21 protein-coding genes are annotated in these 23,465 nt (G+C 72.2%); 15 read left to right on the top strand and 6 right to left on the bottom strand.

What is annotated here, in order from left to right; translation table 11 throughout:
• Nucleotides 1-515: 515 nt before the first annotated feature.
• Both WMF31_RS35470 and WMF31_RS35465 read left to right on the top strand, forming a co-directional pair.
• Nucleotides 516-1,778 carry a threonine/serine ThrE exporter family protein gene (locus WMF31_RS35470; RefSeq protein WP_436606177.1) on the top strand — a complete coding sequence of 421 codons (1,263 nt, stop codon included), beginning with the start codon at nucleotides 516-518 and terminating at the stop codon, nucleotides 1,776-1,778.
• Between the two features lie 180 nt (nucleotides 1,779-1,958).
• Nucleotides 1,959-3,752, top strand: coding sequence for an ATP-binding protein (locus tag WMF31_RS35465; RefSeq protein WP_436606176.1), 1,794 nt, complete (start codon nucleotides 1,959-1,961; stop codon nucleotides 3,750-3,752).
• 224 nt (nucleotides 3,753-3,976) lie between these two features.
• On the opposite strand, the gene WMF31_RS35460 is transcribed toward WMF31_RS35465, so the two are convergent.
• The 3 genes from WMF31_RS35460 to WMF31_RS35450 all read right to left on the bottom strand — a co-directional run bounded on the left by WMF31_RS35460 (nucleotide 3,977) and on the right by WMF31_RS35450 (nucleotide 6,776).
• Nucleotides 3,977-4,627 (bottom strand): YIP1 family protein, encoded by a 651-nt coding sequence (locus tag WMF31_RS35460; protein ID WP_436606175.1) that lies wholly within the window; start codon nucleotides 4,625-4,627, stop codon nucleotides 3,977-3,979.
• The gene (locus WMF31_RS35455) at nucleotides 4,627-4,992 is read right to left on the bottom strand and encodes a DUF2089 domain-containing protein (protein ID WP_129344472.1); all 366 of its coding nucleotides are present in this window, start codon (nucleotides 4,990-4,992) and stop codon (nucleotides 4,627-4,629) included. Before WMF31_RS35455 ends, WMF31_RS35460 begins: the two co-directional genes overlap by 1 nt.
• Nucleotides 4,993-5,171: 179 nt before the next feature.
• The gene (locus tag WMF31_RS35450; RefSeq protein ID WP_436606174.1) at nucleotides 5,172-6,776 is read right to left on the bottom strand and encodes a hypothetical protein; all 1,605 of its coding nucleotides are present in this window, start codon (nucleotides 6,774-6,776) and stop codon (nucleotides 5,172-5,174) included.
• A gap of 596 nt (nucleotides 6,777-7,372) precedes the next feature.
• Here WMF31_RS35450 and WMF31_RS35445 point away from each other — a divergent pair.
• On the top strand, nucleotides 7,373-9,199 hold the full coding sequence (locus tag WMF31_RS35445; protein WP_436606173.1) for an ABC transporter ATP-binding protein: 1,827 nt from the start codon (nucleotides 7,373-7,375) through the stop codon (nucleotides 9,197-9,199).
• Nucleotides 9,200-9,674: 475 nt separating this feature from the next.
• Nucleotides 9,675-10,805, top strand: a complete 1,131-nt coding sequence (locus WMF31_RS35440) for a hypothetical protein (RefSeq protein ID WP_436606172.1) — start codon at nucleotides 9,675-9,677, stop codon at nucleotides 10,803-10,805.
• A gap of 204 nt (nucleotides 10,806-11,009) precedes the next feature.
• On the opposite strand, the gene glgC is transcribed toward WMF31_RS35440, so the two are convergent.
• The 3 genes from glgC to WMF31_RS35425 form a co-directional block, all read right to left on the bottom strand.
• On the bottom strand, nucleotides 11,010-12,272 hold the full coding sequence (glgC, locus tag WMF31_RS35435; protein ID WP_436606171.1) for a glucose-1-phosphate adenylyltransferase: 1,263 nt from the start codon (nucleotides 12,270-12,272) through the stop codon (nucleotides 11,010-11,012).
• Between the two features lie 321 nt (nucleotides 12,273-12,593).
• Complete coding sequence (locus WMF31_RS35430; protein ID WP_436606170.1) at nucleotides 12,594-16,151, bottom strand: PD-(D/E)XK nuclease family protein; 3,558 nt, start codon at nucleotides 16,149-16,151, stop codon at nucleotides 12,594-12,596.
• A 432-nt stretch (nucleotides 16,152-16,583) separates the two neighbouring features.
• Nucleotides 16,584-17,273: a hypothetical protein gene (locus WMF31_RS35425; RefSeq protein WP_436606169.1), complete on the bottom strand. Its 690-nt coding sequence runs from the start codon at nucleotides 17,271-17,273 to the stop codon at nucleotides 16,584-16,586.
• A gap of 482 nt (nucleotides 17,274-17,755) precedes the next feature.
• Between WMF31_RS35425 and WMF31_RS35420 the strand changes: the two genes are divergently transcribed.
• From WMF31_RS35420 to ribD, 11 genes are all read left to right on the top strand, one after another.
• Entirely contained in the window at nucleotides 17,756-17,992 is a 237-nt protein-coding gene (locus WMF31_RS35420) for a hypothetical protein (protein ID WP_436606168.1), read from the top strand.
• 319 nt (nucleotides 17,993-18,311) lie between these two features.
• Complete coding sequence (locus tag WMF31_RS35415; RefSeq protein ID WP_436606167.1) at nucleotides 18,312-18,608, top strand: BrnT family toxin; 297 nt, start codon at nucleotides 18,312-18,314, stop codon at nucleotides 18,606-18,608.
• Nucleotides 18,605-18,841: a BrnA antitoxin family protein gene (locus WMF31_RS35410; RefSeq protein ID WP_129344484.1), complete on the top strand. Its 237-nt coding sequence runs from the start codon at nucleotides 18,605-18,607 to the stop codon at nucleotides 18,839-18,841. Before WMF31_RS35415 ends, WMF31_RS35410 begins: the two co-directional genes overlap by 4 nt.
• 192 nt (nucleotides 18,842-19,033) lie before the next feature.
• On the top strand, nucleotides 19,034-19,330 hold the full coding sequence (locus WMF31_RS35405) for a hypothetical protein (protein ID WP_436606166.1): 297 nt from the start codon (nucleotides 19,034-19,036) through the stop codon (nucleotides 19,328-19,330).
• A gap of 205 nt (nucleotides 19,331-19,535) precedes the next feature.
• A complete protein-coding gene (locus WMF31_RS35400) occupies nucleotides 19,536-20,027 on the top strand; it encodes a hypothetical protein (RefSeq protein ID WP_436606165.1) in 492 nt (163 codons plus the stop codon).
• Nucleotides 20,028-20,038: 11 nt separating this feature from the next.
• Nucleotides 20,039-20,353, top strand: a complete 315-nt coding sequence (locus WMF31_RS35395) for a hypothetical protein (protein WP_129344488.1) — start codon at nucleotides 20,039-20,041, stop codon at nucleotides 20,351-20,353.
• A 341-nt stretch (nucleotides 20,354-20,694) separates the two neighbouring features.
• Nucleotides 20,695-20,991, top strand: a complete 297-nt coding sequence (locus WMF31_RS35390; protein WP_129344492.1) for a type II toxin-antitoxin system HigB family toxin — start codon at nucleotides 20,695-20,697, stop codon at nucleotides 20,989-20,991.
• A 10-nt stretch (nucleotides 20,992-21,001) separates the two neighbouring features.
• Entirely contained in the window at nucleotides 21,002-21,505 is a 504-nt protein-coding gene (locus WMF31_RS35385) for a helix-turn-helix domain-containing protein (RefSeq protein WP_436606164.1), read from the top strand.
• Nucleotides 21,506-21,604: 99 nt separating this feature from the next.
• Nucleotides 21,605-22,027 carry a hypothetical protein gene (locus WMF31_RS35380; protein ID WP_129344495.1) on the top strand — a complete coding sequence of 141 codons (423 nt, stop codon included), beginning with the start codon at nucleotides 21,605-21,607 and terminating at the stop codon, nucleotides 22,025-22,027.
• A complete protein-coding gene (locus tag WMF31_RS35375; protein ID WP_436606163.1) occupies nucleotides 21,990-22,445 on the top strand; it encodes an HNH endonuclease in 456 nt (151 codons plus the stop codon). Before WMF31_RS35380 ends, WMF31_RS35375 begins: the two co-directional genes overlap by 38 nt.
• 329 nt (nucleotides 22,446-22,774) lie before the next feature.
• Nucleotides 22,775-23,248 carry a bifunctional diaminohydroxyphosphoribosylaminopyrimidine deaminase/5-amino-6-(5-phosphoribosylamino)uracil reductase RibD gene (ribD, locus tag WMF31_RS35370; RefSeq protein WP_436606162.1) on the top strand — a complete coding sequence of 158 codons (474 nt, stop codon included), beginning with the start codon at nucleotides 22,775-22,777 and terminating at the stop codon, nucleotides 23,246-23,248.
• Nucleotides 23,249-23,465 lie beyond the last annotated feature (217 nt).

The following is a 23,465-nucleotide window of genomic DNA, read 5'->3' as shown; positions in this document are numbered from 1 at the left end:
GCCCGAAGCCAGCATCGTCATTTCCCCGAGCGCGCCGCGCCCCGGGCGCGTCGCGGCGAGCATCGGAGTCCGACGCAGCGTTGACCCTGGCTGTCGCAGCGCGGCCAGCGCAGCGGCGACTTTCCCCGTGACCTGCCCTCGCCCCCGTCCGCTGCGGCCGTGGGGCGTGGAGCCGCCGCCCGCCCCCGTCCGGGCCTCCTGGGATCGAGCCGGCGGGCGGACCTCCGCAGCTCGCGCGGAAGAAGCGGCTCGCCGCTCGCCGCTCATCGGCGCCGGGCCCATCGCCTCCGGGACGAGCGCCCCGGGTCGCCGGGGACCCTCGATGAGCGCGGCCGCGCCGCCGCCACCATTGACACCGTGACGGATACCGTGTCTCAAGAGGAGAGACCCGGCTTTGGGCGAGCTGCCCCTTGAAGAGATCTGTCCCTTGAAGAGGAAGAGCGCGGGCGCGGGCGGCGCCGCATCGCTGCGCGGAGGGCGTCGCGGCGCAGGGCCGGCCTGCCGCGGGGGCTGCCATGGGCGCTGATCCTCCCGCGAGCTCGCGCCCCGAGCTCCCGCTCCGCGTCGAGCCGGCCGAGGCCGAGGCGTTCATCCTGACGCTCGCCGAGGCGCTGCACGCGCACGGGGCCGCGGCGCACCAGCTGGAGGGCATGCTCACCGTGGTCGCGGACCGGCTCGGGATCGTGGCGCGCTTCTACTCGACGCCCACGGCGGTGATGGTCTCGTTCGGCCCGGTCATCGAGGGGCGGACCTCCCTGGTGCGGGTGCACCCGGGGGCGATCAACCTCGAGAAGATCTCGCTCCTGCACGACACCACGGTGAGCGTCATCCGCGGCGAGCTCGGGCTCGAGGAGGGGCGCGCGCGCGTCGCCGCGATCGTCGGCGCCAGGCGGCGCTACGGCGGGGTGATCTCCGTGATCGGGTTCGCGGTCTCCTCGGCGGCCTCGGCGGTGATCTTCGGCGGAGGCGAGCGCGAGGTGCTCGCGTCGGGCGTGGTGGGCCTGGCCGTGGGCGCGATCGAGCGGGGGGCGCGGCGCTGGTCGATGGGGGCCTCCATCGTCGAGCCGATCGCGGCGGCCGTGGCCGCGGTGGGGGCGGCGGTCGCGGCGCGGGCGCTCGGCCCGCTGTCCACGCTGGTGGTCACGCTCGCGGGCGTGGTGATGCTCCTGCCGGGGCTCAGCGTCACCACGGCGATGACGGAGCTGGCCACGCGCAACCTCGCCGCGGGCACGGCGCGGGTCACCGGGTCGCTCGTCCAGCTCCTCAGCCTCGGGTTCGGCGTCGCGCTCGGGGCGGGCCTCGTCGCGCGGCTCCCGCCCCACGCCCCGCTGCCGCCCGCGCCGCCGCCGGCGGAGCAGCCGGTCGCCTCGCTCGCCGCCGCGGTGCTGGTCGCCGCCGTGGCCGCCTCGGTGCTCATGCAGGCGCGCCCGCGGGATCTCGGCTGGATCCTCGTGGTGGGCGGGAGCGGCTTCGCCGGCGCGCGCCTCGGCGCGCACCTGCTCGGCGCCGAGCTCGGCGCCTTCGTGGGCGCGCTGCTGCTCGGCCTGATGAGCAACGGCGTCGCCCGCGCCTTCGACCGCCCCGCCGCGGTGCCGCTGGTGCCCGGCCTGATCCTGCTGGTGCCCGGCAGCATCGGGTTCCGCGGGATGTTCTCGCTGCTGGAGAACGACGTGGTCTCGGGCGTCGACACCGCCTTCCGGGCGATCCTGGTCGCGACGGCGCTGGCGGCCGGTCTCCTCTTCGCGAACATCGCGCTGCCCCCCCGTCGCGCGCTGTGATCGGCGGCGGATCCTGGTCCGGCGCGCGGTCACGACCGCCCGCGACCGCCGCCTTTGCCCTGGCCGCCGGTCGGCGTAAGCTCCGGGCGATGCCTCGCCGGGACCGTGCTTTCGGCGCCACCGTCGCTCCCGGCGCCGCGGCGCCCCACCCCGCGTCGCGCGCTTGATGGCGGCCCTTCCATGGATACACCCGCGCGTCCCCGCCCCTCGTCCGGCCCCTCTGCCAGCGCTGATCCGGCGGACCTCGAGGCCCTGAAGCGCGAGATCGAGCGGCTCCGCGTCGCCGCTTCCCGCAACCGCGGGTGGCTCCACGCGGTGCTCGAGCACAGCCCGCACGGCGTCATCCTCTGCGACGCCGCCGGGAGGCTCGTCCTGCACAACCGCGCCGCGGAGCGCATCTGGGGCGGCAGCGCCTCGACCGAGTCGATGAGCGACTGGACCCGCTACCGCGCCTTCCACGCCGACGGCCGCCCTTACGAGGCCTCGGACTGGGCCATGGCCCGCGCCATGGCCTCCGGGCAGACCATCGAGAACGAGGAGACCCGGATCGTGCGGTTCGACGGCACGGAGGGCGTGCTCCTCGGCAGCGCCGCGCCGATCGTCGGGCCCTTGGGCGAGCTGGAGGGCGGGATCTCGGTGTTCGTCGACATCTCTCGCCTGAAGCAGGTCGAGGCGGAGCGCGTCGAGCTCGCCGAGCAGCTCAGGAGGCAGGTCGAGGAGCTCGATCGGGGCGCCCGCGTCATGCAGGCGCTGCTCGCGGTCAGCACGGCGCTGAGCGGCGCGGTCACGGTCGACCAGGTGGCCCACGCGGCCCTCCGCGACATCCACCGCGTCCTCGGCGCCTCGACGACGATGATGTACACGGCCGACGAGGCGGCGGGGGTCGCGACGCTGACAGGCCACCTCGGGCTGGAGGCGCAGCGCACGAGCGCTTACCTGACCGTGCGCCTCGACGCGCGATTGCCCCTCTCGGAGGCGCTCCGGGAGCGCCGCGCCATCTGGGTGAGCGACAAGCGGGGCTTGCACGCTGCGTATCCGGAGCTCGCGGCGCTCAGGCCGCCGCGCGACGACATCCAGGCGCTCGCGGTCCTGCCGATCATCGCCCACGCCCAGCTCCTCGGCGGGCTCGCGATCTCGTTCGCCGGCGAGCGGGCGTGGGGCGCGGAGGACCGCGAGCTCCTGCTGAGCGTGGCGGCGCAGTGCGCCTCGGCGCTGGACAGGGCGCGCCTCCTCGACCGCGAGCGCGAGGCGCGGGCGCGCGCGGAGACGCTGGCGGCCGAGCTCGAGCGGCAGCACGCCGAGCTCGACAAGTTCGCGTACGTGGCGAGCCATGATCTGAAGGCGCCGCTCCGCGGGATCGCGAACCTGGCCCAGTGGATCGAGGACGACCTGTCGGACAGGCTCACCGAGGGCACGCGCCACCAGATGGAGCTCTTGCGCGGGCGCGTGCGGCGCATGGAGGCCTTGATCGAGGGGATCCTGGCCTACTCCCGGGCGACGAGGCACCGGGAGGAGCCGGAGAGCGTGAGCCTCGAGAGGCTCGCGCGGGAGGTGGTGGAGCTCATCGCGCCGAGGCCTCCGGCGACGGTCGCGATCGACGTGCCGCCCGCGGTCCTGTGGACGCACAGGGTGCCGCTGCAGCAGGTGGTGATGAACCTGGTCACGAACGCGCTGAAGCACGCGGGCCGCGACGACGCGGCGGTGATCCTCTCCGCGCGCGAGCAGGGCGACTGGTACGAGGTCTCCGTGGCGGACAACGGGCCTGGCATCGCGCCGGCGTTTCAGGAGAAGGTGTGGGGCATGTTCCAGACGCTGCAGGCGAGGGACAAGGTGGAGAACACCGGGATCGGGCTCGCGATCGTGCGGAAGATCGTCGAGAGCCGCGGCGGGCGCGCTTGGGTGGAGTCGGACGGCAAGAGCGGGGCGACCTTCCGGTTCACGTGGCCCAGGCGGGAGGCGCAGGCGGCTGGCTGATCGCCGGCGCGGCGCGCCGGGACCAGGAGACATGATCGCAACGACATGACGGTCCTCCGATGCCAAGAAGTCCGACGCCAGGAAGCCAAGGAGAAGAAGGAGACAGGCGCACAAGAAAAGGAGACAGGCGCGCCGCGGCCCGGGCGTACCGGCGCGCGCCCGCGGCCTGGCGAGCAGGGATGAGCGCGCGCCCGCGCGGGCGGGCGGCCCGCCCGGGAGACCGATCAGCCGAGGAGCGCGAGCGCGACCTTCGAGACGATCTCCGAGGCGAGCACGAGGCCGATGAACCCCGCGATCAGGGCGGGGCCGCGCAGGCCCGAGGCGCTCTTGAACCCGTGATAGAGGAGCGCCAGGAACCACGCGAGGCACAGCGCCGCGACGACGGCGAAGACGGCCAGCTCGGGCGTGAGCGTGGGCACGCCCTGCGGCAGCTCCGGGGCCATGAGGCCGAGCACGAGCCCCGCGAGCGCGAGCGGCGCGCGCGAGAGCCCCGTGCCGCCGAGGAAATCGATGAGCCGCACGCGGCGCCCGAGGAGCCGCGCGTACGCAAAGAAGAGCAGGGCGGGCAGGGGCCACACGAGGACCTGCTCGGCGATCGCCGTCGCGTACGGGGCGACGTGCGGCGCCGTGTGCAGGTCGAGGAAGCCGTCGAAGCGAACGCCGAACCGCGTGATCGCGACGGAGAGCGCGGCGACGGCGAGCCCCGCCGCGGCGGCGACCCCCCCGCCGAAGCGCTCGAACGGGTCCAGCGCGAGCCGGAGGCCGCGCTGGGGGGCGCGCGGCGTCATCGTGGCCAGCAGCCGCTCGCCTTCCGCGGGGTTGATGACCTTGTCGCGCACCAGCGCGCGCACCCTCTCGTCGGGCGTGCTCATCATCACAATCCCACCTTTCGCAGCGCCTCCTCGGCCTCTCTCGCGGTGAGCCGTCCGTTCTCGAGCGCGTCCAGGATCTCGTGCCGGCGCTTCTGGACCCCCTGTTCCAGCGCCTCGATCCGGCCGATGATCTCGTCCAGCCGGTTGCGCACCGTCGGGTAGCTGGCCTGGAGGAGCTGGGCCATGGCCTTCAAGCTCCCCGACGAGCGCACGAACGCGGTCACGAAGGCGAGATCCTCCGGCGGAAGCTGGAGCAGCGCGGGGATCTCGAACTGCCCGTCCAGGTGGGTCCCGCACGCCGGGCAGCCGAGCCGCGTCGCGCGCAGCTCGCCGTCACAGCTCGGGCATCGAACGACAAATCTTGCCACGGGGATGATCGAATTATCGATCCCGCGCGAAATTTGTCAACGCGAGCTTGATGAAAATTGATCTATGAATCAATTTTATTGAGCCAGCAGGCCCAAGCGCCTCCCCGACCGGTGGATCGGGCGGTGCGAGCTCCTCGCGGGCGGCGAGGTCGCGGCGACCTCGCGGGCCCGCGCCGCGCTCAGTACATCAGGTTGCCCTGGCCGAGCACGAACGTGATGTTCTGGCCGAGCTCGGCCCGGGCGGTCGCCACCCGCGCGAGGGCGTTCACGATGCGGTTGCGGCGCTCGCTCACCGAGCCCGCCGCGAGGCCCTGGGCGATCTCGGCGCGCGCGAGGTCGAGCTGATCCTGCGCCGCGGGGTACAGCGGGGGCGTGTTGCTCGGGTCCCCCATCACGTCGATGGCGTCGTCGATCTCGACGCGGGCGAGCTCCATCAACCGCTGCTGGACGTCGGCGCGCGTGTCCGCGAACTGGTCGACGAGCGTCCGCGCGGCGTCCAGCCGTTGCCTGGCGATGTCGATGTTGAAGGCGGCGTTCAGCGCGCGCAGGAAGCGAGAGATGGCGCTGGAGTCCAGCGGCACGAGGTCGAGCGGCGTCCCGAAGCGCTGCTCGAGCTCCTGGGCGGCGGGAGAGAAGTTGAACGGCGCCGAGGCGTAGAACGTGACGGCATCGTTGATGCCCGGAGCTGCCTTGTCGTTGACCTGGAGGTTGTTGTGGAAGAAGGGCGGCGTGTCCGCGGCCTCGATCAGGGGCGGCGGGTTGAAGGTGCCGTTGCCGAAGGAGTTGGCGAAGCCGATGCCCGTGGCGTCGAAGTCGGGCTCCTCCAGGTCTCGCCCGCCGAAGCCGCCGTCCGCGAGGAACCCGCCCTCGAAGCTGCCCCCGTTGAGCGGCGAGCCCCCTGACGCGCGCGTCCCCGTGTCGAAGTTGCGGTTGTTGCCGGTGTCCTGGAAGTTCGCGCCGGCGTTGTGGTGGCACACGTTGCAGCGGCCGCGGTCCGGGTCCATGAACGCGAGCCGGCCGTCCTCGGCCCCCGCGTCGAACAGGCGAACGCTCGCCAGATCGAGCTCGTTCAGCCGGCCCAGGCTGAGCTGGAAGGCCAGGGCCACGTCCTCTTCCTCCGGCGTCGGCAGGCGGAAATCGACGCCCGGCTCGCGATCGAGCCGCTTCGGGAAGTGCTGGACGACCGCGTCCCGGAGGAAGCCGCGCAGCGTGCCGTCGCTCGAGCCGTCCCCACCCCAGCCCGTCCGCTCCGCGGGCGGGTTGGTGGTGCCATCCCCCGCGTCCGCCCGGATGCTGGTGCTGAGCGAGAGGACGTGGTTCACCCCGCGCGAGACGAACCGGTGCGTCGGATCGCTGAAGCCGTCCACGTTCTCGAGGATGGCCGCGTCGTCCAGCAGATCCGAGGTCTCGAGCGCGGCGAGCTCCGGCACGTTCCTGAAGACGAAGAGCGGATCATCGGGGTTGGTCTGGTCCAGGGCCGTGATGAACTCCACGTCGAGCGTCGTGTTGTTGTCCACGGGGTGGCACGTGCCGCAGGTGCGGCCGTTGCCGTCGAACGTCTCGTGGAAGAAGACGCCCGCGCCCGCGCAGACGTCCTGCGAGACGAGCCCGGCGACGACGCGCGGATCCTGCGCGCACTGGGCGAGCCGATCCGCCAGGGTGAGAGATTGCGCGACCTCGTCGAGGCGCTCCGGACTCTCCTCCTCCGCATCCGAGCACCCCGCGGCGAACAGGGCCACCCCGACCCCGCACGCCAGTAGCAGCCCCATCTTCGAGCTTCTCATCGACGTTTTCTCCATTGCAAGCGCGTGCGAGCGCGGCGCCCGACACGCGTGAGCGGCCACGAGCCGCCGGCGGCGCGCTCAATCCATCCTTCAGCATGGTCGCGGAGCGGCCCGAGCCGCCGGGCGGCGCCGCCCGGGCCTCGCGCTCCACTCCCCCGCGGGGACACCGCAAGGGAGGCCGCCTTCGCCGCTCCGCGCGCGACGCCCGCGCCCAGGTGGGTGCTCATGCGATGCTCGGAGCGGCCTCAGGCGAGCGATGATGTAGCGGAGCCAGGGGCCATGTTCAATCGTCCGCGCGGCGCGGGGCGTCATTTTAAATATTCTTTACAAACAAGCCCCGCTGGCGACATCGACACCCGCCGCCCCGGCGGCGCCGCCGCGGCAGGGGAGAGGGCGCCGGCGCCCCGGGATGGTTGGAGCCCACCTCACGTCGCGCGCTGTTCGCCGCGATCCACCGCGACTCCGCGCTCTCTCGGAGATATCGAATTCGCGGGAGCGCGCGGCCGACTTGACGGTTGCGCCTCAGGCGGTTCCCTGTTCCTATCGGGCCGCGCCCGGGCGCAGCCTGCGCTGGCGGCGTGATTCGAGCATTGGCAGTGAAGCGACATCTGTGGCGCGACCTGCGCCGAAGTCTGAATTACCTCTCTCCCCACCGCGGTCGAATCGCCCTTTGCGTCGGGCTCACGCTGGCGGCGAGCGTCCTGCCGGCGCTCGAGCCGCTCGCGCACCGCGCGATCTTCGATCGCATCGCGCAGGGCTCCGCCGCCCCCGTCGGCGAGGGCGTCCGCGCCGTCGCCCACGCGGCGCTCGCCCTCGGCGCGCTCGTCGTGGCGCGCCAGGTCCTCGAGGGCGCCGCCGCGGTCGTGCTCTGGCAGGTGCGGCTCCGCGTGAACCGCGCGCTGCTCGGGGACACGACCGAGCGCCTGCGCGCGCTCCCCATCGCCTACCACCAGGGGCACGGCGTCGGCGAGCTGATGACCCGCCTGGATCGGGGCATCACCTCGCTCATGGACGGCCTCTCGTCCGTCGCCTTTCAGCTCATCCCCGCCGCGGTGTACCTCCTCGCCTCGCTCGGGGTCATGCTGGCGCTGAGCCCCCTGCTCGCGCTCGTCGCGATCGCGTTCATCGTGCCGCCGCTCCTCCTCGGCAGGGCCACGGCGGCGCGCCTGCTCGCGCGCGAGCGCGACGTGCTCGACCGGTGGTGCGAGATCTACAACCGGTTTCACCAGGTGCTCTCCGGGATCAAGACGGTGAAGGTCTTTGGCCGCGAGGCGGACGAGCACGACCGGTTCATGACCTCGGTCGCCGGGGCGCAGGGCGAGGTGCTGGAGAGCGTCCGGCTCCAGACGCGCCTCTCGGTGGCGCGGGGTGTCTGCATCAACGCAGGCCGCGTGGCGCTGCTCGGCGTGGGCGGCGTCCTCGTGCTGCGCGGGCAGATCGGGGTCGGCACCCTCGTGGCGTTCCTCGGCTATGTCGGCGGGCTCTACGGCCCGGCGCAGACGCTGCTCGGCCTGTACGAGACCGCGCGCCGCGCCGAGCTCGGCCTGGAGGCCGTCTTCGACGTGCTCGACGCCGAGGACGACGTCCCCGATCCGCCCGGCGCCTCGGCCCCGGCGCGCGTCGAGGGCGCGATCGAGGTCGACCGGGTGAGCTTCTCGTACGCCCGCGCGGCCGACCGGGCCGTGCTGGAGGACGTCTCGCTCTCCATCCTTCCGGGGGAGCTCGTCGCCATCGTCGGGCCGAGCGGCGCGGGGAAGACCACGCTCGCCGACCTGCTCCTGCGCCTCTACGATCCCACGTGCGGGAGCATCCGGATCGACGGGCGCGACCTCCGGACGCTGCCGAAGCAGGCGCTCCGCCGGCACGTCGGGATCGTGACCCAGGAGGCGTTCCTCTTCGAGGACACGCTGGAGGCCAACATCCGTTACGGCTCCCCGGGCGCGACGCTCGACGAGGTCCGCGCGGCGGCCGGCGCCGCGAACGCCGCCCCGTTCATCGAGCGGCTGCCGCTCGGCTACGCGACGCGGGTCGGCCGCGGCGGCGTGCACCTCTCCGGCGGCGAGCGCCAGCGCGTCGCCATCGCGCGGACGCTGCTCAAGGAGCCCTCGATCGTGATCCTCGACGAGCCCACGAGCAGCCTCGACGTCGAGGGCGAGGCGGCCGTGCAGCGCGCCATCGAGCGGCTCGTCCGGGGCCGCACCACGCTGCTCATCGCGCACCGCCTCTCCACGACCGCGCGCGCCGATCGCGTGGTCGTGCTCGACCAGGGCCGCGTCGTCGAGCAGGGGCCGCCGGACGCGCTGCTCCGCCGCGGCGGCGCTTATCGTCGCATGATGGATCTCTGGCGCGCCCAGGCGGCTGCCCAGAAGGGGCACGACCGCGCGGCGGCGCTCGCCGCGCAACCGTCGCCCGAGTGCGCGTAGCGCAGCGCGCCAGGTACGTTGTCCCTCAGGGACGGAGTCGCGGGTGCGAACCGGGCCCCGAGGAGTCGTCCCTTCATGAGCTCGCTGGAGAGAGCCTGGAGTCGCGCCCCGCGCACGCCCGCGAGGCCAGCGAGCGGCCGCTGCCTCGGCACATGGAACAGGCATGTCGACAGGCATTTCGCGCCTCCCTGCGCTGCGGCGTCTGCGCACACGGCTCTCTCCGGTTTCATTGCGATGCGTGCGGTCAGGACCTCCTGTTCGCTCTCTCCTGCAAGGGCGCGGTGGGCCCCTGACGCGCCGGCCCGTGTGAAACGGCGCGGGATAACTACATGAATGCGGGAATATGGGATCAGATCGAGTCCCGTCTTTCGCGCTCCGGGCCTTCGTGCTTTAATCCCGCCGTTCTTGGGAAGGTGCTTCCTGTTCGGCGCCTTTTCGGACGGACGGGACATCGACCACCTCAGGAGAGCTGCTTATGAGCAAGGAACGAGATACCGAGACCCAGGGCCCGTCGTTGAGGGGCGTCGATCGGCGGCAGGCCCTCCTGGGGCTGGGGGCGATCGCCGTCACCGTGTCGTGCGGAGATGGCGGCGAGTCGGGGCCGAACACCGATCCCAGCGGTACCGGAGGCTTTGGGGGCTCCGGGGGCAGCGGGACCACCGGCTCGGGCACGGGCGGCTCCGGCGTTGGGGGCTCGGGGACGGGAGGCGGGGGGGCCGACCCCGCCACGACCACGACGGGCGCGGGCGGCTCGGGACCGGACGCCGCCACGGCGGGCTCGGGCGGCTCAGGCACGGGGGGCACCGATCCGGGCACGGGAGGCGCGGGAGGTGGTGGCAACGGCAACGCCCTCACGCCGCCGCCGTTCGACGACGTGCCGACGTGCAGGGCGCTCAACAAGACGGACGGCGCCGGTCAGGGCCCCTTCTTCATTCACGAGCTCGAGAAGGACGACGACATCTCCCTGTTCCGGCAGGACATCCGTGGTCGCTACAATGAAGATGCGGCGCCCGGCGTGGAGATGCACCTCCACCTGCGCGTGCTCGACATGAGCAAGCCCGACTGCGATGGCAAAGGCGTGGGCCTGCCCGACGTGGACGTCTACATCTGGCACACGGACGGGCAGGGGTACTACAGCGGCTTCGGGGTCGAGGGGACCGCCACCGAGCAGAACCCCGACGCGCCGTACCGGGGCACGCCGAATCAGAACCATCTCGAAAACACCGACCGTTTCTGTCGCGGCATGCAGACCACGGACGAGAACGGTGTCGTCTCGTTCCGGAGCATCTTCCCCGGCTGGTACAACGGCCGCGACGTCCACATCCACTTCGTCTGCATGAAGAAGGGATCGGCGTCGAGGGGTCGCATGACGTACCAGGGGGGCGACCACATCTTCACGACGCAGTTCTACTTCGAGCCCGAGTTCACCGACTCCGTTCATACCAAGTACGAGCCGTACAAGGCGCGCACCACCGGCAGCCTGGCGCAGACGTACCAGGGATCCATCAAGGCCGACGAGCCCGGCAACAGCGGCCTCCGCGCCAAGGCATGGATGGAGGGGGAGGTCGTGATCGCTCAGATGCAGATCGCGGTGAACCCGACGTAGCGCTGATTCGAGGTCTCGTCCCTCGAATCGCCGGCGCCCCGCCCTTCACCAGGCGGGGCGCTTCTGTTTTGTCACCAAGCTCGTTCGGTCGCGATCAGGGCACACCCCATGCGCGTCGGCGCGGCCGCGTCGGCCATGGCGGTGGAGAAGAGCGCGGGGGGGCCTCGCTGCCCGAGCTCGCCGGGGAGCTCGGGCAGCGGGCGGTCAGATCACCGTGCCGGCGGGGACGACCGCGTCCTTCGGGATGACCACGACGCCCTCCCGGGCCGCGTAGTACTCGGCGTCGGTGTCCGGCCGATCGGGGAGGTTGCGGATCACCACCCCCTCGCCGATGCGCGCGTTCTTGTCGATGATCGCGCCGTCGATCGCGCACCCGCGGCCGATCCCGATGGGCGGGAGATCCCCCGAGCCCTCGGGGGGGTTGGCGTGGAACAAGGCCTCGTAGTCCGCCCCCATCATGACGGTGTTCGACATCCGGACGTCGGGCCCGATCGAGGAGAGCTGCCCCACGACCGATCTCGTGATCCTCGAATCGACGATCCGGCTGCCCTCGGCGAGGATCACCTGGTCGAGGACCGAGCCGGCGGTGACGTGGGCCGGCGGGAAGAACTGCGGACGGGTGTAGATGGGCCGCTGCGGGTCGTAGAACGAGAACGGAGGGTTGGAGTCGGTGAGCGCGAGGCTCGCCTCGTAGAAGCTCCGGATCGTGCCGATGTCCTCCCAGTACCCGTCGAACGTGTACGTCACCATCCGGTGGGTGTCGAGCGCCCGCGGCAGGATGTGCTTGCCGAAGTCGGACGCGTCGTCGCGCTCGAGCATCTCGTAGAGCGCCTTCGCCCTGAAGATGTAGACGCCCATCGAGGCGAGCCACGGGTTCTTCGGGTCGGCGCTCTGCCGGACGCCGTCGAGCAGCTTCATGTCCTTCGGCTTCTCGACGAACTTGCGCACCCGCCCCCCGTCGTCCGTGTCCACGATGCCGAGCCGGGACACCTCGGCGGTCGGGACGGGGCGCACGGCGAGCGTGACGTCGGCCTGCATCCTGCGGTGGTGCTCGAGGAACGGCTCGTAGTCCATGCGGTAGAGGTGGTCGCCGGAGAGGATCATCACGTCGCGCGGGTTCGGCGACTTGACCTCGCCGAGCTGCTTGCGGACCGCGTCGGCGGTGCCCTGGTACCAGTCGCTGTGGGTCGGCGTCTGCTCGGCGGCGAGGATCTGCACCGCGCCGGCGGAGAAGACGTCGAATCGATACGTCTGCGTGATGTGGTTGTGCAGCGAGACGGAGTTGTACTGCGTGAGGATGTGGATGCGGTGGAAGCCCGAGTTGAGGCAGTTGCTGATCGGGATGTCGACCAGGCGGTACTTGCCGCCCGTCGGCACGGCTGGCTTCGAGCGCAGCTTGGTCAGCGGGTAGAGTCGGCTCCCGACGCCTCCGCCCAGGATCAAGACCACCACGTCGTTATGCTTCACGCGGACCTCCGCAAGATGATAGGGGGGGATGGCTCGACGCCCCCCGGCGAGGGGCACCGCAAGACTAGCCGAGCATCGCAACGGGTCGAGGCGATTGCAACCGGTTCGGCGGCGGCGCGCGCCCCGCCTCCTCGGCGATCACAGCAGCCGCAGCAGCGGCGCAGTCCCCAGGGCTCGGGGCGGCGAGCAGGCCGGGGCGCGCGTGCTGCGGAGTTCGCCCCGCGCCGCGAGCATGGCTGTCCGGGAAAACGGCCCGATCGACGAGCTCGTCGCGCGCCGCGCTCGATCCGGAGACGGCGTCGGGCTCGACCGTGCCGCCGCTCACGCGAGCCGGCGGAGCTGCTCCAGCCGACGCCGTGGCTCGACGTCGCGCCGCTTGATCTTGCCGGTCCTGAGCTCCTCGTACGGCCCGCACACCGGCCGGTAGTCGCACTGCGCGCACGCGCCCTCGGCCGGCAGCGGCAGGAGCGCCGCCCTGTCGATCGCCTCGCCGATGATCCCGGCCACCTGCGCGGCCGCCTCCCGCGCCCGCGCGTCCAGGTAGATCGGCACCTCGGTGAACCCGCCGGCCGAGGTGCAGTAGTAGAGCCGCCCGGACTCGACCTGCGTGCCCGGCGGCATCAGCTTCTCCAGCGCGAGCGCGTAGAGCACCGGCTGGAGCGCCCCGCCGCCGCTCACCACCGCGTCGCGCGGGGCGCGGGCCTTGCCGGTCTTGTAATCGGTCGCCCGCATCGCGCCCCACACGCTCCGCTCGACCAGATCGATCGACCCCCGGAGCTTCACGCCGCAGTCGAGCTCGACCGGCTCGTCCGAGCTCGCCGGATCGCGGGCGAGGCGGCGCGGCAGCCCGAACGACATCTCGAAGTGGATCGGCTCCCAGTCGCGGTCCTCGGCCGCCCGCCGCAGCCACTCGCGCAGGTCGGCCCGCACCGAGGCGATGCCGTCGTCCCACACGCGCTGGATCGCCGGGGCGAGCTCGTCCGCGTAGCGGGCGGCGACCCGGTCGAGGGCCCGGTCGAGCTCGGTCCGCGCCCGGTCGAGCGACGACGGGCCGAGCGGCAGCTCGCCCGCGTCGCGCAGCGCGACCAGCACCTCGTAGAGCACGTCGTGCACGAGCCGGCCGCGCTGGAGCGGGTCGAGCTCCTCGATCGCCTCGGGCTCCGGGCGCGGCGCGAGCCGGTGCACGGCGTAGAGGAAGAACCGGTACGGGCACGCGGCGAAGTGCTGGAGCGCGGTCGGCGAGAACGAGCGCCGCGCGAACGCGTGCTTCGCGAGCGCCTCGCGCGCGGCCGCGACCGGCTTGAACAGCCCGTCGGCGCTCGTCCAGCCCGGGATCCAGCGCCGCGCCCGGAACCGGAGCGCGCGCGCCAGGTGGGGGTTCGCGCCGAGCAGGTAGCGCGCGGTGCCGACGGTCCGCTCCTCGGGCAGGCTGAAGAGCGTCTCGAGGAGCGCGAGGTCGTGCTCGGCCGCGTCGATGGCGTCCTCGGGCCGCGCGGGCGCGGGCCAGCCGATGCGCGCGGCGCCGCCCTGCTCGGCGCGGCGCTCGAGCTCGCCGAAGCCGGGCAGCCGCCCCTCGGCCGCGCGCAGCAGCTCGAGCCCGTAGAACGACGGCACCCGCGGCCGCGACTGGTCCATGTCGACGCGCGGGTACGACACGACGAGCCTCTGCCGGGCGGCGCCCACGGCGAGCCGGAGGGCGAGCCGCTCGCGCGCCACCCGGTCGTCGCTCGTGTCGAGCCGGGCCGCGCCCGCCGAGATCGCCCGGCGGAGCGCGTCGCGGAGGATCGGGTCCTCGGTGACCTTCTGCGGGAAGATGCGCTCGGCGAGCCCGGGCACGAAGACCACGTCGAAGGCGCGCCCGCGGGCGGCCTCGATCGGCGCCACGAACAGGCGCCCGTCGCGGCGGGCGCCCGGGGGCAGCACGAGGTTCGTGAGCCGGTGCGCGAGGCAGAGGCGCACCTCGCCGAGGTCCACCGGGCCGACGTCGGCCATCGGCGAGAGCTCCGCGAGCACGGCGAGCACCCGCTCCGGGCGCCGGAGCGCGCGCGTCGCGAGCGCCGAGAGCTTGCGCTGCCACGCGCCCCAGGTGGCGCGCTCCCCCGGGGCCGGCAGCGCCGCGAGCAGCGGCAGCGCGAAGCCGCGGAGCGCCGCGAGGTCGGCGAGCGTGCGCGTGATGCGCGCGAGGTCGCGCTCCTCCGAGGCGCGGGCGAGGGCCTGCCGGAGGTCGCGCTCGAAGCCCGAGAGCCGCGCCTCCCAGCGATCGATGCCGCCGATCACCGCGGCGTCGACGAGGATGCGCTCCCAGCGCCGCGGGGCGCGCAGGGTGCCGTCGTGCACCGGGGCCACGGGGTCCGGATTCTCGGGATCGGGGTGCATTTCAGCGGGATCGGGGGGCATGGCCGCGGGATCGGGGCGTATTCCCGCGGGATCGGGGGGCATGTCCGCGGGATCGGGGCCCCCGCTCGCCGCGCCGGGCGGGGCGCCCTCCGGGAGCGCGTCGCGACGGCCGAGCGCGTCGTCTCCGTCGAGCGCCTCGTCGCCGGGCAGGCCGCCGCGCAGGAGCTCGGGGAAGAAGTCGTCGTCCGGCGGCACCCAGCGGTCGGCCTCGGGCGCGGCGGGCGGCGGCTCGCCGGCGGGCGTCGCGTCGGGCACCTGCCCGAGCGAGAGGTACTCGGCGAAGCGCGACGCCGAGAGGTGCTCGGCCGCGCACGCGAGCAGCGCGAGCAGCGCGCGGCCCGCCGGATCGGGCTGGACCGTGCCCTGCGCGAAGTACGCCGGGATCCCCGCCCGGCGCAGCGCCTCGACGAGGTGCGCGCGGTACTGCTCGGGCGCGCGCAGGAGGATCGCCATCCGCTCGAACGGCACGCCGCGGCCGGCCTCGCGCAGCGCGATGCGCGCGATCTCGACGCACTCGCGGCTCTCTCCGGGCGCGGAGAGCATCTCGACCTCGTCGCCGAGCCCGGGCGCCTCGTCGGCCAGCGGGTCGAACAGGTGCTCCTGCAGGCGCGCCAGCGAGGTGCTGGGCGCGGCCGGCGGCGGCCCGTCGTCCTCCGCGCCGTCGGCCGCGTCCGCGTCGCCGGTGTCGGCCGCGTCGCCCGCGTCGCCCGCGCCGCCGCCGTCGTGGGCGGCCGAGACCGCGGTGAGCGCGATGCGCCGCGGCGGCGACCGGAGCGCGGCCTCGAGGTGGCGCAGCGACGCGGCGTCGCCCGCGGGGACGGTGGCGAGCGCGTCGGGCGAGCGCGCGGCCACGGCCTCGAGGAGCTCGCGCTCCAGCTCGCACTGCACCGGCACGTCGAGCAGGAGCAGCGGCAACCCGAGCAGCGGGTGGGCGTTCCGCGGGTCGCCGTCGTCCTCGGCGCGGGCGCGCTCGGCCGCGAGGCGCAGGACGAGCGCGCGGTCGGCGAGGCCGGCCTCGTCGAGGGCGGCCTCGAAGGCGTGACCGATGCGGTCGAGGCCGGCGGGTGCGAGGGCGTCGGGGGCGACGCCCGCGAGCCGCACCTCCTCGAGCGTGCGCGCGACGGCGCGCGGCAGCCCGGGCCGGTCCGCGACGCGGGCGAAGCGGCCGAGCAGCCCGTCCTCCGCGAGGCCGTCGATGGCGCGCGCGCAGAGCGCCTCGATCGCGAGCGCGCTGGCCGGGACGAGGCCGCGCGCGGCGAGCCCGGGCATGGCGAGCGCGGCGGCGAGGCGCGGCAGGGTGAGCCTGTGCCAGCCGAAGACGGCGCGGCGGCCGCGGATGGCCGAGCGGGCAAGCTCGTTCACGGCCTCGACCGAGGCGCCGACGAGGAGCACGCGCTCCGCGGGGCGCCGGCGGCGCAGCCAGGCCACGGCCCGATCGAGGCGGGCGGCGGCGCTGGGGGAGGTGATGAGGGCGTGGGGCACGAGGTCGCGGAGGCGGAAGCGGCGGAGGCCGGAGGGGCCGGGGGAGGCCGCTGCACCAGGGTGCAGTCCGGCGGAGGTGAGGTGGAGTGTGAAGCAGAACGGAGGGGGAGGGAACCCGCCGCCGAGCAGGACGGCGCTGGCGCGGGGCCGGCCGAGGCCGCCGGGTCCGGGGCAGTCGAGGCTACCGGGCGGAGGGCCGCGAGCTGCTTGGCCGCGACGACCGCTCCGCGTACGCTACCACGCGCGGGATCCCCACCACCTCGTCGAGCGAGCATGCACACGCGAGCTTCGCCCTGGTTCCGGCCGCACGGGCGCGGTGTCCTGGATGCAGTCCGCGCGGCTCGGCGGACCGGAGCGCCGGCGGCCGAACGGCCGGAGTACGTGCTCATGCAGCAGCCTATCCATGGAGATGCGCTGATAGGACGCAGAAGGTCACGGCCTATCCACGGGAATACGGACATGAGCCGCGAGGAGATGCGCCCCATCTGTGGGAATACGGAGCGTGAGTTGCGGTGGCTCGCGGCGCACATGCTGGAATGCGCGGATAGACCGTGTGTCCGGGTCGGTCGCGAGGACCGACTCCTCGACGCCATCTGGGCGGCCTTGTCCGGCTCGCAGCGCGAGGTCCTCGGGCTCCTCGCAATCCATGGCCGCCCGCTGCCAGACGAGGTCTGGCAGGCCCTCCCTTCCCCGCTCTCCCCGTCGGAGATCTCCCAGGTCCGCTCCCTGACGGCAATCATCGGCAGCGACGGGCGCTCCCTCTGGCTCGAGGGGCCGGCGCGGCGGTTCGCAGAGGCGCGTCTCTCTCCCGAGGAGCGGGTCGACGCCCACCTCCGCGTCGCCGCCGCGTTCGCCGGCGAGCTCCGGGGCGACGAGCCCAATGGTTGGTCGAAGGCCGCATCCCTCATCGAAGCCGAGCGGCACTACGCTGCCGCCGGGCAGCCCGACCCAGCCCTCCTCTTCGCATGCTATGGCGTGGCGCTCCTGCTCGACCTCGCCCGCGAGCGCTCCCTCGTGGGCCGCTTCCAGCAAAGCGAATATGGTGCCGCCGCGGCCATCTACGAGAGCATCCTGAACCTGCCCGAGCGCCGGATCGGCCCACGGGCGTGGGCCTATTGCCAAGCACCACCTCCACGACAACCGCTACAAGGCCAAGCCGGCCCCGGTGGAGCCCATCTCCGAGACGGAGGGAGGCGGGGTATCGCGCCTCCGTCGAGCGGTGGCCCGAAAACGCGCTCTTCTGGTCCCGGCTCGCGCTCACGCAGTTCCTCCAGGGGGAGCGCGGCCGCGCCCTGTCGACCCTGAAAAAGGCGAGGGAGAAGGTGCCAGCGCACCGGCGCAAGGAGTGATACCTCCGCTGCTGCACCGTCCAGCACCTCCTCCGATTCGAGCCGCCGCACGTCGTCGATGCGCTCCACGTCTGGGACCACTACGAAGCGAGGGACCACAGCGAGGAGGAGGCCGAGGATACGCTGGATCCCGCCGCCCGCGCCCAGAAGCAACGCCTCCTTGGTAGCGTCGACATCGCGGCCTCGCGCCTCCTGGGAGAGGTCCCCGAGACCACCTGGATTCTCGGAAAGGTCGTCGCCGAACAGGACGGATCGATGGTCGTCCGCGAGGTGGGTTCGAGCGCCCGCACCTTCGCGCTCGGCATTGCAGACGCCCTCGATCCATCGCTCGTGCCCGACACCCATCCCCGGCTCGTCCGTGTCCGCACGGGCGCCGCCGGCGAGCCCGTCGGCCCCGTCGTCGAGCTCGGCAAGCTCCTGGGTCGCGATCCGGAGCGGCTCTGGGCCGAGTGGCGCAAGCGCCTCGGCGAGGCCGGGCCTTCCCATGGGTAGCCCGCTCGGCGTCTACTTCCTAGACGTCGGGCAGGGCGACTGCTCGTTCGTCGTGCCCCCCGGGCGGCGGCGCTGTTTCTTCCGAAGCGCGGCTCGGGTGCGCGCCGCCGGTTCGAGCCGGCGCGCCTGCTCGCCGTGTCCGTGCGGGGAGCACGCATCGACGGGTCTAGCCCAGGGCTCGGCCGTGACGCCGGAGAGCCCTGCCACGAGCTGAGCGGGCGGGATCGAGCGGCAGGGCGAGCAGGGTCTCGTGCGGCTGCGGCTCGTGCAGCCGCCCTGCCTGCTTGCGCGTGCACTACATCGTAGGTACAATGTTGTGGTGGCTGGCCTCCGGTTCGAGTGGGACGCACGGAAGAGCGCAGTCAACAAGCGCAAGCATGGCGTCTCGTTCGACGAGGCTCGCACCGTCTTCACCGACGACCGAGCGCTGTTGCTGGATGACCCTGACCACTCCGAAAGCGAAGACCGCTTCATCCTCCTCGGACTGAGTGCCACGACCCGCATCCTTGTTGTGTGTCACTGTTATCGCCAAGGTGGCAATGTGATCAGGATCATATCCGCCCGTCGGGCAACCCCCTCCGAGCGTGCAACCTATACCAGTCGGTGGAAGCCATGAGAAAGAACTACGACTTCTCCAAGGCCCGCGCGAATCCGTATGCAAAGCGGCTCAAGAAGCAGGTTACGATTCGCCTCGACGAGGAAACGATCAGCTATTTCAAGTCTCTCGCAGAGGGGACGGAGATACCGTATCAAACCCTGATCAATCTGTACCTCCGGGACTGTGCCCGCAGCGGAAAGCGGCTTCGGCTCGAATGGATCGACGAAGAGCCAAAAAAAGGCGCCGCTTGACATGCCGCGCAGCCGGGGCCTGCAACCGACGGCGCTGCGCGCCGCGGCTGAGGCCCAAGGTTGGGCAGCATCCCATGCACGCCGGCCGCTCGCACGAGCACGAGGGACTCCCGCAGCCCCCTCTCGCTGCTACTTGATCGCGCGAGCGGCACGCCGGCGCGGGCCTCGCGCAGCGCGATGCGCGCGATCGCGATGCACTCGCGACTCTCGCCGGGCGCGGAGAGGATCTCGACCTCGTCGCCGAGGCCCGGGGCGCCGTCGGATGGCCGAGCGGACGAGCTCGTTCACGGCTTCGATCGAGGCGCCGACGAGGAGCACGCGCTCCGCGGGGCGCCGGCGGCGCAGCCAGGCCACGGCCCGATCGAGGCGGGCGGCGGCGCTGGGGGAGGTGATGAGGGCGTGGGGCACGAGGTCGCGGAGGCGGAAGCGGCGGAGGCCGGAGGGGCCGGGGGGAGGCCGCTGCACGAGGGTGCAGTCCGGCGGAGGTGAGGTGGAGTGTGAAGCAGAACGGAGGGGGAGGGAACCCGCCGCCGAGCAGGGCGGCGCCCGCGCGGGGCCGGTTGAGGCGGCCGGCTCCGGGCCGGTCGAGGCGACCGGGCGGGGCGGAGGCCCGCGAGCTGCTGGGCCGCGACGGCTGCTCCGCGTACGGTCCCACGCACCACGCGCGAGATCCCCACCACCCGACGAAAGCGAGATGAGGGATGCGATCAAGCAACTCGCGGAGAGCCGCTCCGAATGCACTACGGGACAGACTTGGTACTCGGCCCTCTTCTCCTACAACTATCCGAACAGCTCGGAAACGCTGAGGACGGTGCTGGACCTCCTGATCACGGCTCGCAATGAGAAGACCACCCAGCTCCAGGATACGGGCTTGGATCCCGCAGTCCGAGCGAGGCTACAGGACGAGGTGTCGCCGCTCATCCACGCGCACCTCCCCGATCCGATCGTGTCGGAGAAGGGCGCCATCGGCATCAAGGCCGAAAGCGTCTATCAGTTCTACGAATGTGACGCGGGGCGAGCGGCGGTCGTGTTCGTGTCCGAGATCCTCACCGCGGTCACGACCGAACTGACACGCACCGGGTCGATCGGTTACCCGCTGACTACGGTTCTCGCTTCCGCGGTTGGTGTCCATTCGAGATTCCTCCAGGCAAGCAAGAAGCAGGTCCTGGACGACTTGCCGATCTGAGGAGGTCCGCGATGTACGTGCTGCAGATCCGTGACGATGCGAAATTCATCGAGGCCGCTCGAAAGTCCGGGCAGCCCGTGAGGGTCAGCGAGCGGGCTGTCGCGGTTCCGGTGCGAGAGCAGGGGGCGGTCGTCGTTCGCCCGGCGCTGGAGCGGCACTACACCGTCGAGGTGAAGGACGAGCTCCAGGGTGACACGCGGCTCATCTTCACCGAGCATCTCATCGAGCAGGACGGCAAGCTCCCGTTCGACGCCTCTCTCTATGAGCAGCTCAAGAGGAGCCAGCTTCGCGTCATCGAGATCGGTCGCATCTCCCGAGCGGCATGAACGACGGGCCCCGGGGAGGAGCTACGTCGACTTCATCGTCGTGCGCCCGGGCGGCGGCGGCGCCGTCTCGCCGTCACCCCGTCGTCCTCGGCGCGGGCGCGCTCGGCCGCGAGGCGCAGGACGAGCGCGCGGTCGGCGAGGCCGGCCTCGTCGAGGGCGGCCTCGAAGGCGTCGGGCGGGCCCCGTACCGTGGCAATGGGCCGCCGAACCCGGCGCTGGACCCGACGGGGCGAGCGCCAGTGCGTTCGGCGGGCGACAGCGGAGAGCCTGGTTCAGCCGCCACTGGAGGCTGCACTCGAAGGGGGGCTCCCGCCGTGGGAGCATGATATACTTTCCACTCCGTGAGGATCTTCAGCCGCAGCGCTCTCGCTGAGTTCTGGACTCGGCACGCCGATGCCGAGATTCCGCTGCGGCTCTGGTTCTCCATCGTCCAAAGTGCCTCGTGGACGGGGCCCGCTGACATCAAAGCCGCCTTCGGAAGCGTCGACTTCCTTCCGAACAACCTGGTCGTGTTCGATATCAAGGGCAACAACTACCGCTTGATCGCGCAAGTCAAGTGCGGTTCATCGTATCTGGTCTACATCCGATTCATCGGCACCCATGCCGAGTACGACAGAATTGATGCGACGAGCGTATGAGGGTACCGCGATGATTGAGCCTGTTGTGGATAAGGAGAGTCACGGTCGGGCGCTTCGCAGGATCGAAGAGCTCTGGGACGCCGAGCCAGGCTCGCCCGAGGCGCAAGAGCTTGATGCGCTCGCGACGCTGGTCGACGCGTACGAGCGCAAGCAGTTCCCCATTGCGCCGCCAGACCCGATCGCAGCGATCGAGGCGCGCTGCGAGCAGCTCGGGTGGACTCGCAAGCAGCTCGAACCGCTGATCGGTTCCAGGGCACGGGTCTCGGAGGTCTTGGGCCGCAAACGGGCGCTCACGCTCCCGATGATCCGAAAGATCCACGAATCGATGCAGATCCCAGCCGAAGTGCTGATCGCGCATCCGCCTCGTTCGCGTGGAGATCCGCCGCCGCGGCGAACGTTCCTTCCACATCCAAACCATCACGGACCGAGGAAGTTCAGCGCGGCGTACTCCGCCGAACAAATGAACGCCGCGAGAAACCAGATCGCATCGCATTCACCACATCTTTTCGTCTAGATCGGCCGGCGTGCAGCGGAGGAGATCGGCCGGCCGCGCGTCGGCGGCGCCGTGCGCCGCCGAGCTTGCCTGCCTCGGCGGCCCATCGTAAACTAGGACATGGCCGTTCAAGCCGTTACGGTGAACCTGCCCGAGCCGCTGTACGAGCGCCTGGCTCGCCGCGCGCAGAAGACGCAACGTACCGTCGAGGCCGAGCTCGTCGATGCGGTGGCAACCTCCCTCCCGGACGAGCCCGACGAGCTGCCGGTCGACATGGCGGAGGCCATCGCGGCGCTGCACTTGCTAGATGACGAGGATCTATGGCGGGCCGCCAGGCAGAGCCTCGCCCCGGAGAAGGCCGCGGACCTCGAGGAACTGCACATCAAGCGCCAGAGCGAAGGGCTCTCCGCGTCGGACATCGAGGCGCTCGCGACGCTCATGAAGGAGTACACGCGCATCATGCTGGTTCGTTCCCGATCTGCCGCCCTGCTCAAACAGCGAGGTCATGACGTCTCGTGGCTTCACCAAGGACATGAGCCGTAGCTACATCGGGAGGGCGCTGCGTGAGCAGGTCTCCAGTGAGGCGCGCCATCGCTGCGGCTACTGCCTGACCTCTGCGCGTATCATCGTTACGCCGATGGAGATCGATCACATTATCCCTGAGTCGCTGGGCGGACCTACCGCCAGGGAAAACCTCTGGCTCGCGTGCTCGATGTGCAACGATCCCAAGGGCAATCGAATCGCTGCTCCCGACCCGCACACCGGGGAAGTCGTGCGTCTCTTCAACCCACGACAGCAGGTCTGGTTGGATCATTTCGGATGGAGCGCGGAGGGATCTCTTATCATCGGCAAGACGCCAACTGGCCGAGCTACGATCGCTGCGGTTCGCCTGAACCGCGCCGAGCTCGTGGAAGCCCGGCGAGGCTGGGTCATTGCGGGTTGGCATCCGCCCGAGGACTGAGCCATGAAGCCGCCCAACCAGCCGCTGCTGCTGGCGGCGCTGCGCGCCGCGGCAGACCGGCGAATCGTTGGGCAGCATCATGGAGGATCCGCGCACTCCGGGAGGACCGGCGGCCCGCGGGAGATCGCGGAGTGTGAAGCAGAACGGAGGCGGAGGAACCCGAGGCGGAGGAGAGACCCGAGGCGGAGGAGACCGCGCCGCCGCGCGGGGCGGGCGAGGGAGGCGCGCCGTTCCCGGTTTCTTCGCTATACTGGCGGCGTGGTGCAGTGCGACATCGCGGCGGGACAGCCCCTCCGCCCCCCCATGGACGGCCGAGGCCCGAGGCCGGCATGAACGACGACCTTCGCTGGATGGAGCGCTGCCTTGAGCTGGCCGCGCTCGCCGCGGGGCGCACCGCCCCGAACCCGATGGTCGGCGCGGTCGTCGTGCGCGACGGCGTGCTCCTCGCGGAGGGGTTCCACGAGCGCGCCGGGCTGGCCCACGCCGAGGTCAGCGCGCTCCGCAAGCTCGACGGCCGCGCCGAGGGCGCCACGCTCTACGTGAGCCTCGAGCCGTGCTGCCACCACGGCCGGACGCCGCCGTGCACCGACGCGCTGCTGCGCGCCGGCGTCCGCCGCGTGGTGATCGGCATGATCGACCCGAACCCCCTCGTGTGCGGGCGGGGCGTGGCCATCCTGCGGAGCGCCGGGCTCGAGGTGGTCGTCGGCGTCCACGAGCGCGCCTGTCGCGAGCTCAACCGCGTCTACATCGCCGGCGTCGCGGAGCGCGGCGCCCTGTCCGAGCGCGCGACGCCGACGTCGTGACGCCCCCTCCGGGCCGCGGAGCGCCCCTGTCGCGCCCCGGCCCGGCGACGGTGGACCGACCCGGGGCGATTCTCCCGCTCGCGCGCCCTTCCAGGACCCGCGCAGCGCGCAGGGCCGCCCCGGAGGTGCGCGCGCAGGGCGCTGGCACCTCGCTCGTCAGGTGCGCGCGCAGGGCGCTGGCACCTCGCTCGTCAGGTGCGCGCGCAGGGCGCTGGCA

The organism is Sorangium sp. So ce1036, from assembly GCF_051369805.1.
Lineage (GTDB): Bacteria > Myxococcota_A > Polyangia > Polyangiales > Polyangiaceae > Sorangium > Sorangium cellulosum_F.
Note: the sequence above shows the minus strand (reverse complement) of the source record. Positions and strands in the feature narration are given on the sequence as shown.

Bases quoted from the DNA above. Each gene is read 5' to 3' on its own strand.
- WMF31_RS35450 (WP_436606174.1), bottom strand. From the start codon at position 6,776: ATGAGAAGCTCGAAGATGGGGCTGCTACTGGCGTGCGGGGTCGGGGTG.
- WMF31_RS35460 (WP_436606175.1), bottom strand. From the start codon at position 4,627: ATGATGAGCACGCCCGACGAGAGGGTGCGCGCGCTGGTGCGCGACAAG.
- WMF31_RS35400 (WP_436606165.1), top strand. From the start codon at position 19,536: ATGAGGGATGCGATCAAGCAACTCGCGGAGAGCCGCTCCGAATGCACT.
- WMF31_RS35405 (WP_436606166.1), top strand. From the start codon at position 19,034: ATGCACTCGCGACTCTCGCCGGGCGCGGAGAGGATCTCGACCTCGTCG.
- ribD (WP_436606162.1), top strand. From the start codon at position 22,775: ATGAACGACGACCTTCGCTGGATGGAGCGCTGCCTTGAGCTGGCCGCG.
- WMF31_RS35385 (WP_436606164.1), top strand. From the start codon at position 21,002: ATGATTGAGCCTGTTGTGGATAAGGAGAGTCACGGTCGGGCGCTTCGC.
- WMF31_RS35380 (WP_129344495.1), top strand. From the start codon at position 21,605: ATGGCCGTTCAAGCCGTTACGGTGAACCTGCCCGAGCCGCTGTACGAG.
- WMF31_RS35375 (WP_436606163.1), top strand. From the start codon at position 21,990: ATGACGTCTCGTGGCTTCACCAAGGACATGAGCCGTAGCTACATCGGG.
- WMF31_RS35470 (WP_436606177.1), top strand. From the start codon at position 516: ATGGGCGCTGATCCTCCCGCGAGCTCGCGCCCCGAGCTCCCGCTCCGC.
- WMF31_RS35395 (WP_129344488.1), top strand. From the start codon at position 20,039: ATGTACGTGCTGCAGATCCGTGACGATGCGAAATTCATCGAGGCCGCT.
- WMF31_RS35410 (WP_129344484.1), top strand. From the start codon at position 18,605: ATGAGAAAGAACTACGACTTCTCCAAGGCCCGCGCGAATCCGTATGCA.
- WMF31_RS35465 (WP_436606176.1), top strand. From the start codon at position 1,959: ATGGATACACCCGCGCGTCCCCGCCCCTCGTCCGGCCCCTCTGCCAGC.
- WMF31_RS35420 (WP_436606168.1), top strand. From the start codon at position 17,756: ATGGTCGTCCGCGAGGTGGGTTCGAGCGCCCGCACCTTCGCGCTCGGC.
- WMF31_RS35440 (WP_436606172.1), top strand. From the start codon at position 9,675: ATGAGCAAGGAACGAGATACCGAGACCCAGGGCCCGTCGTTGAGGGGC.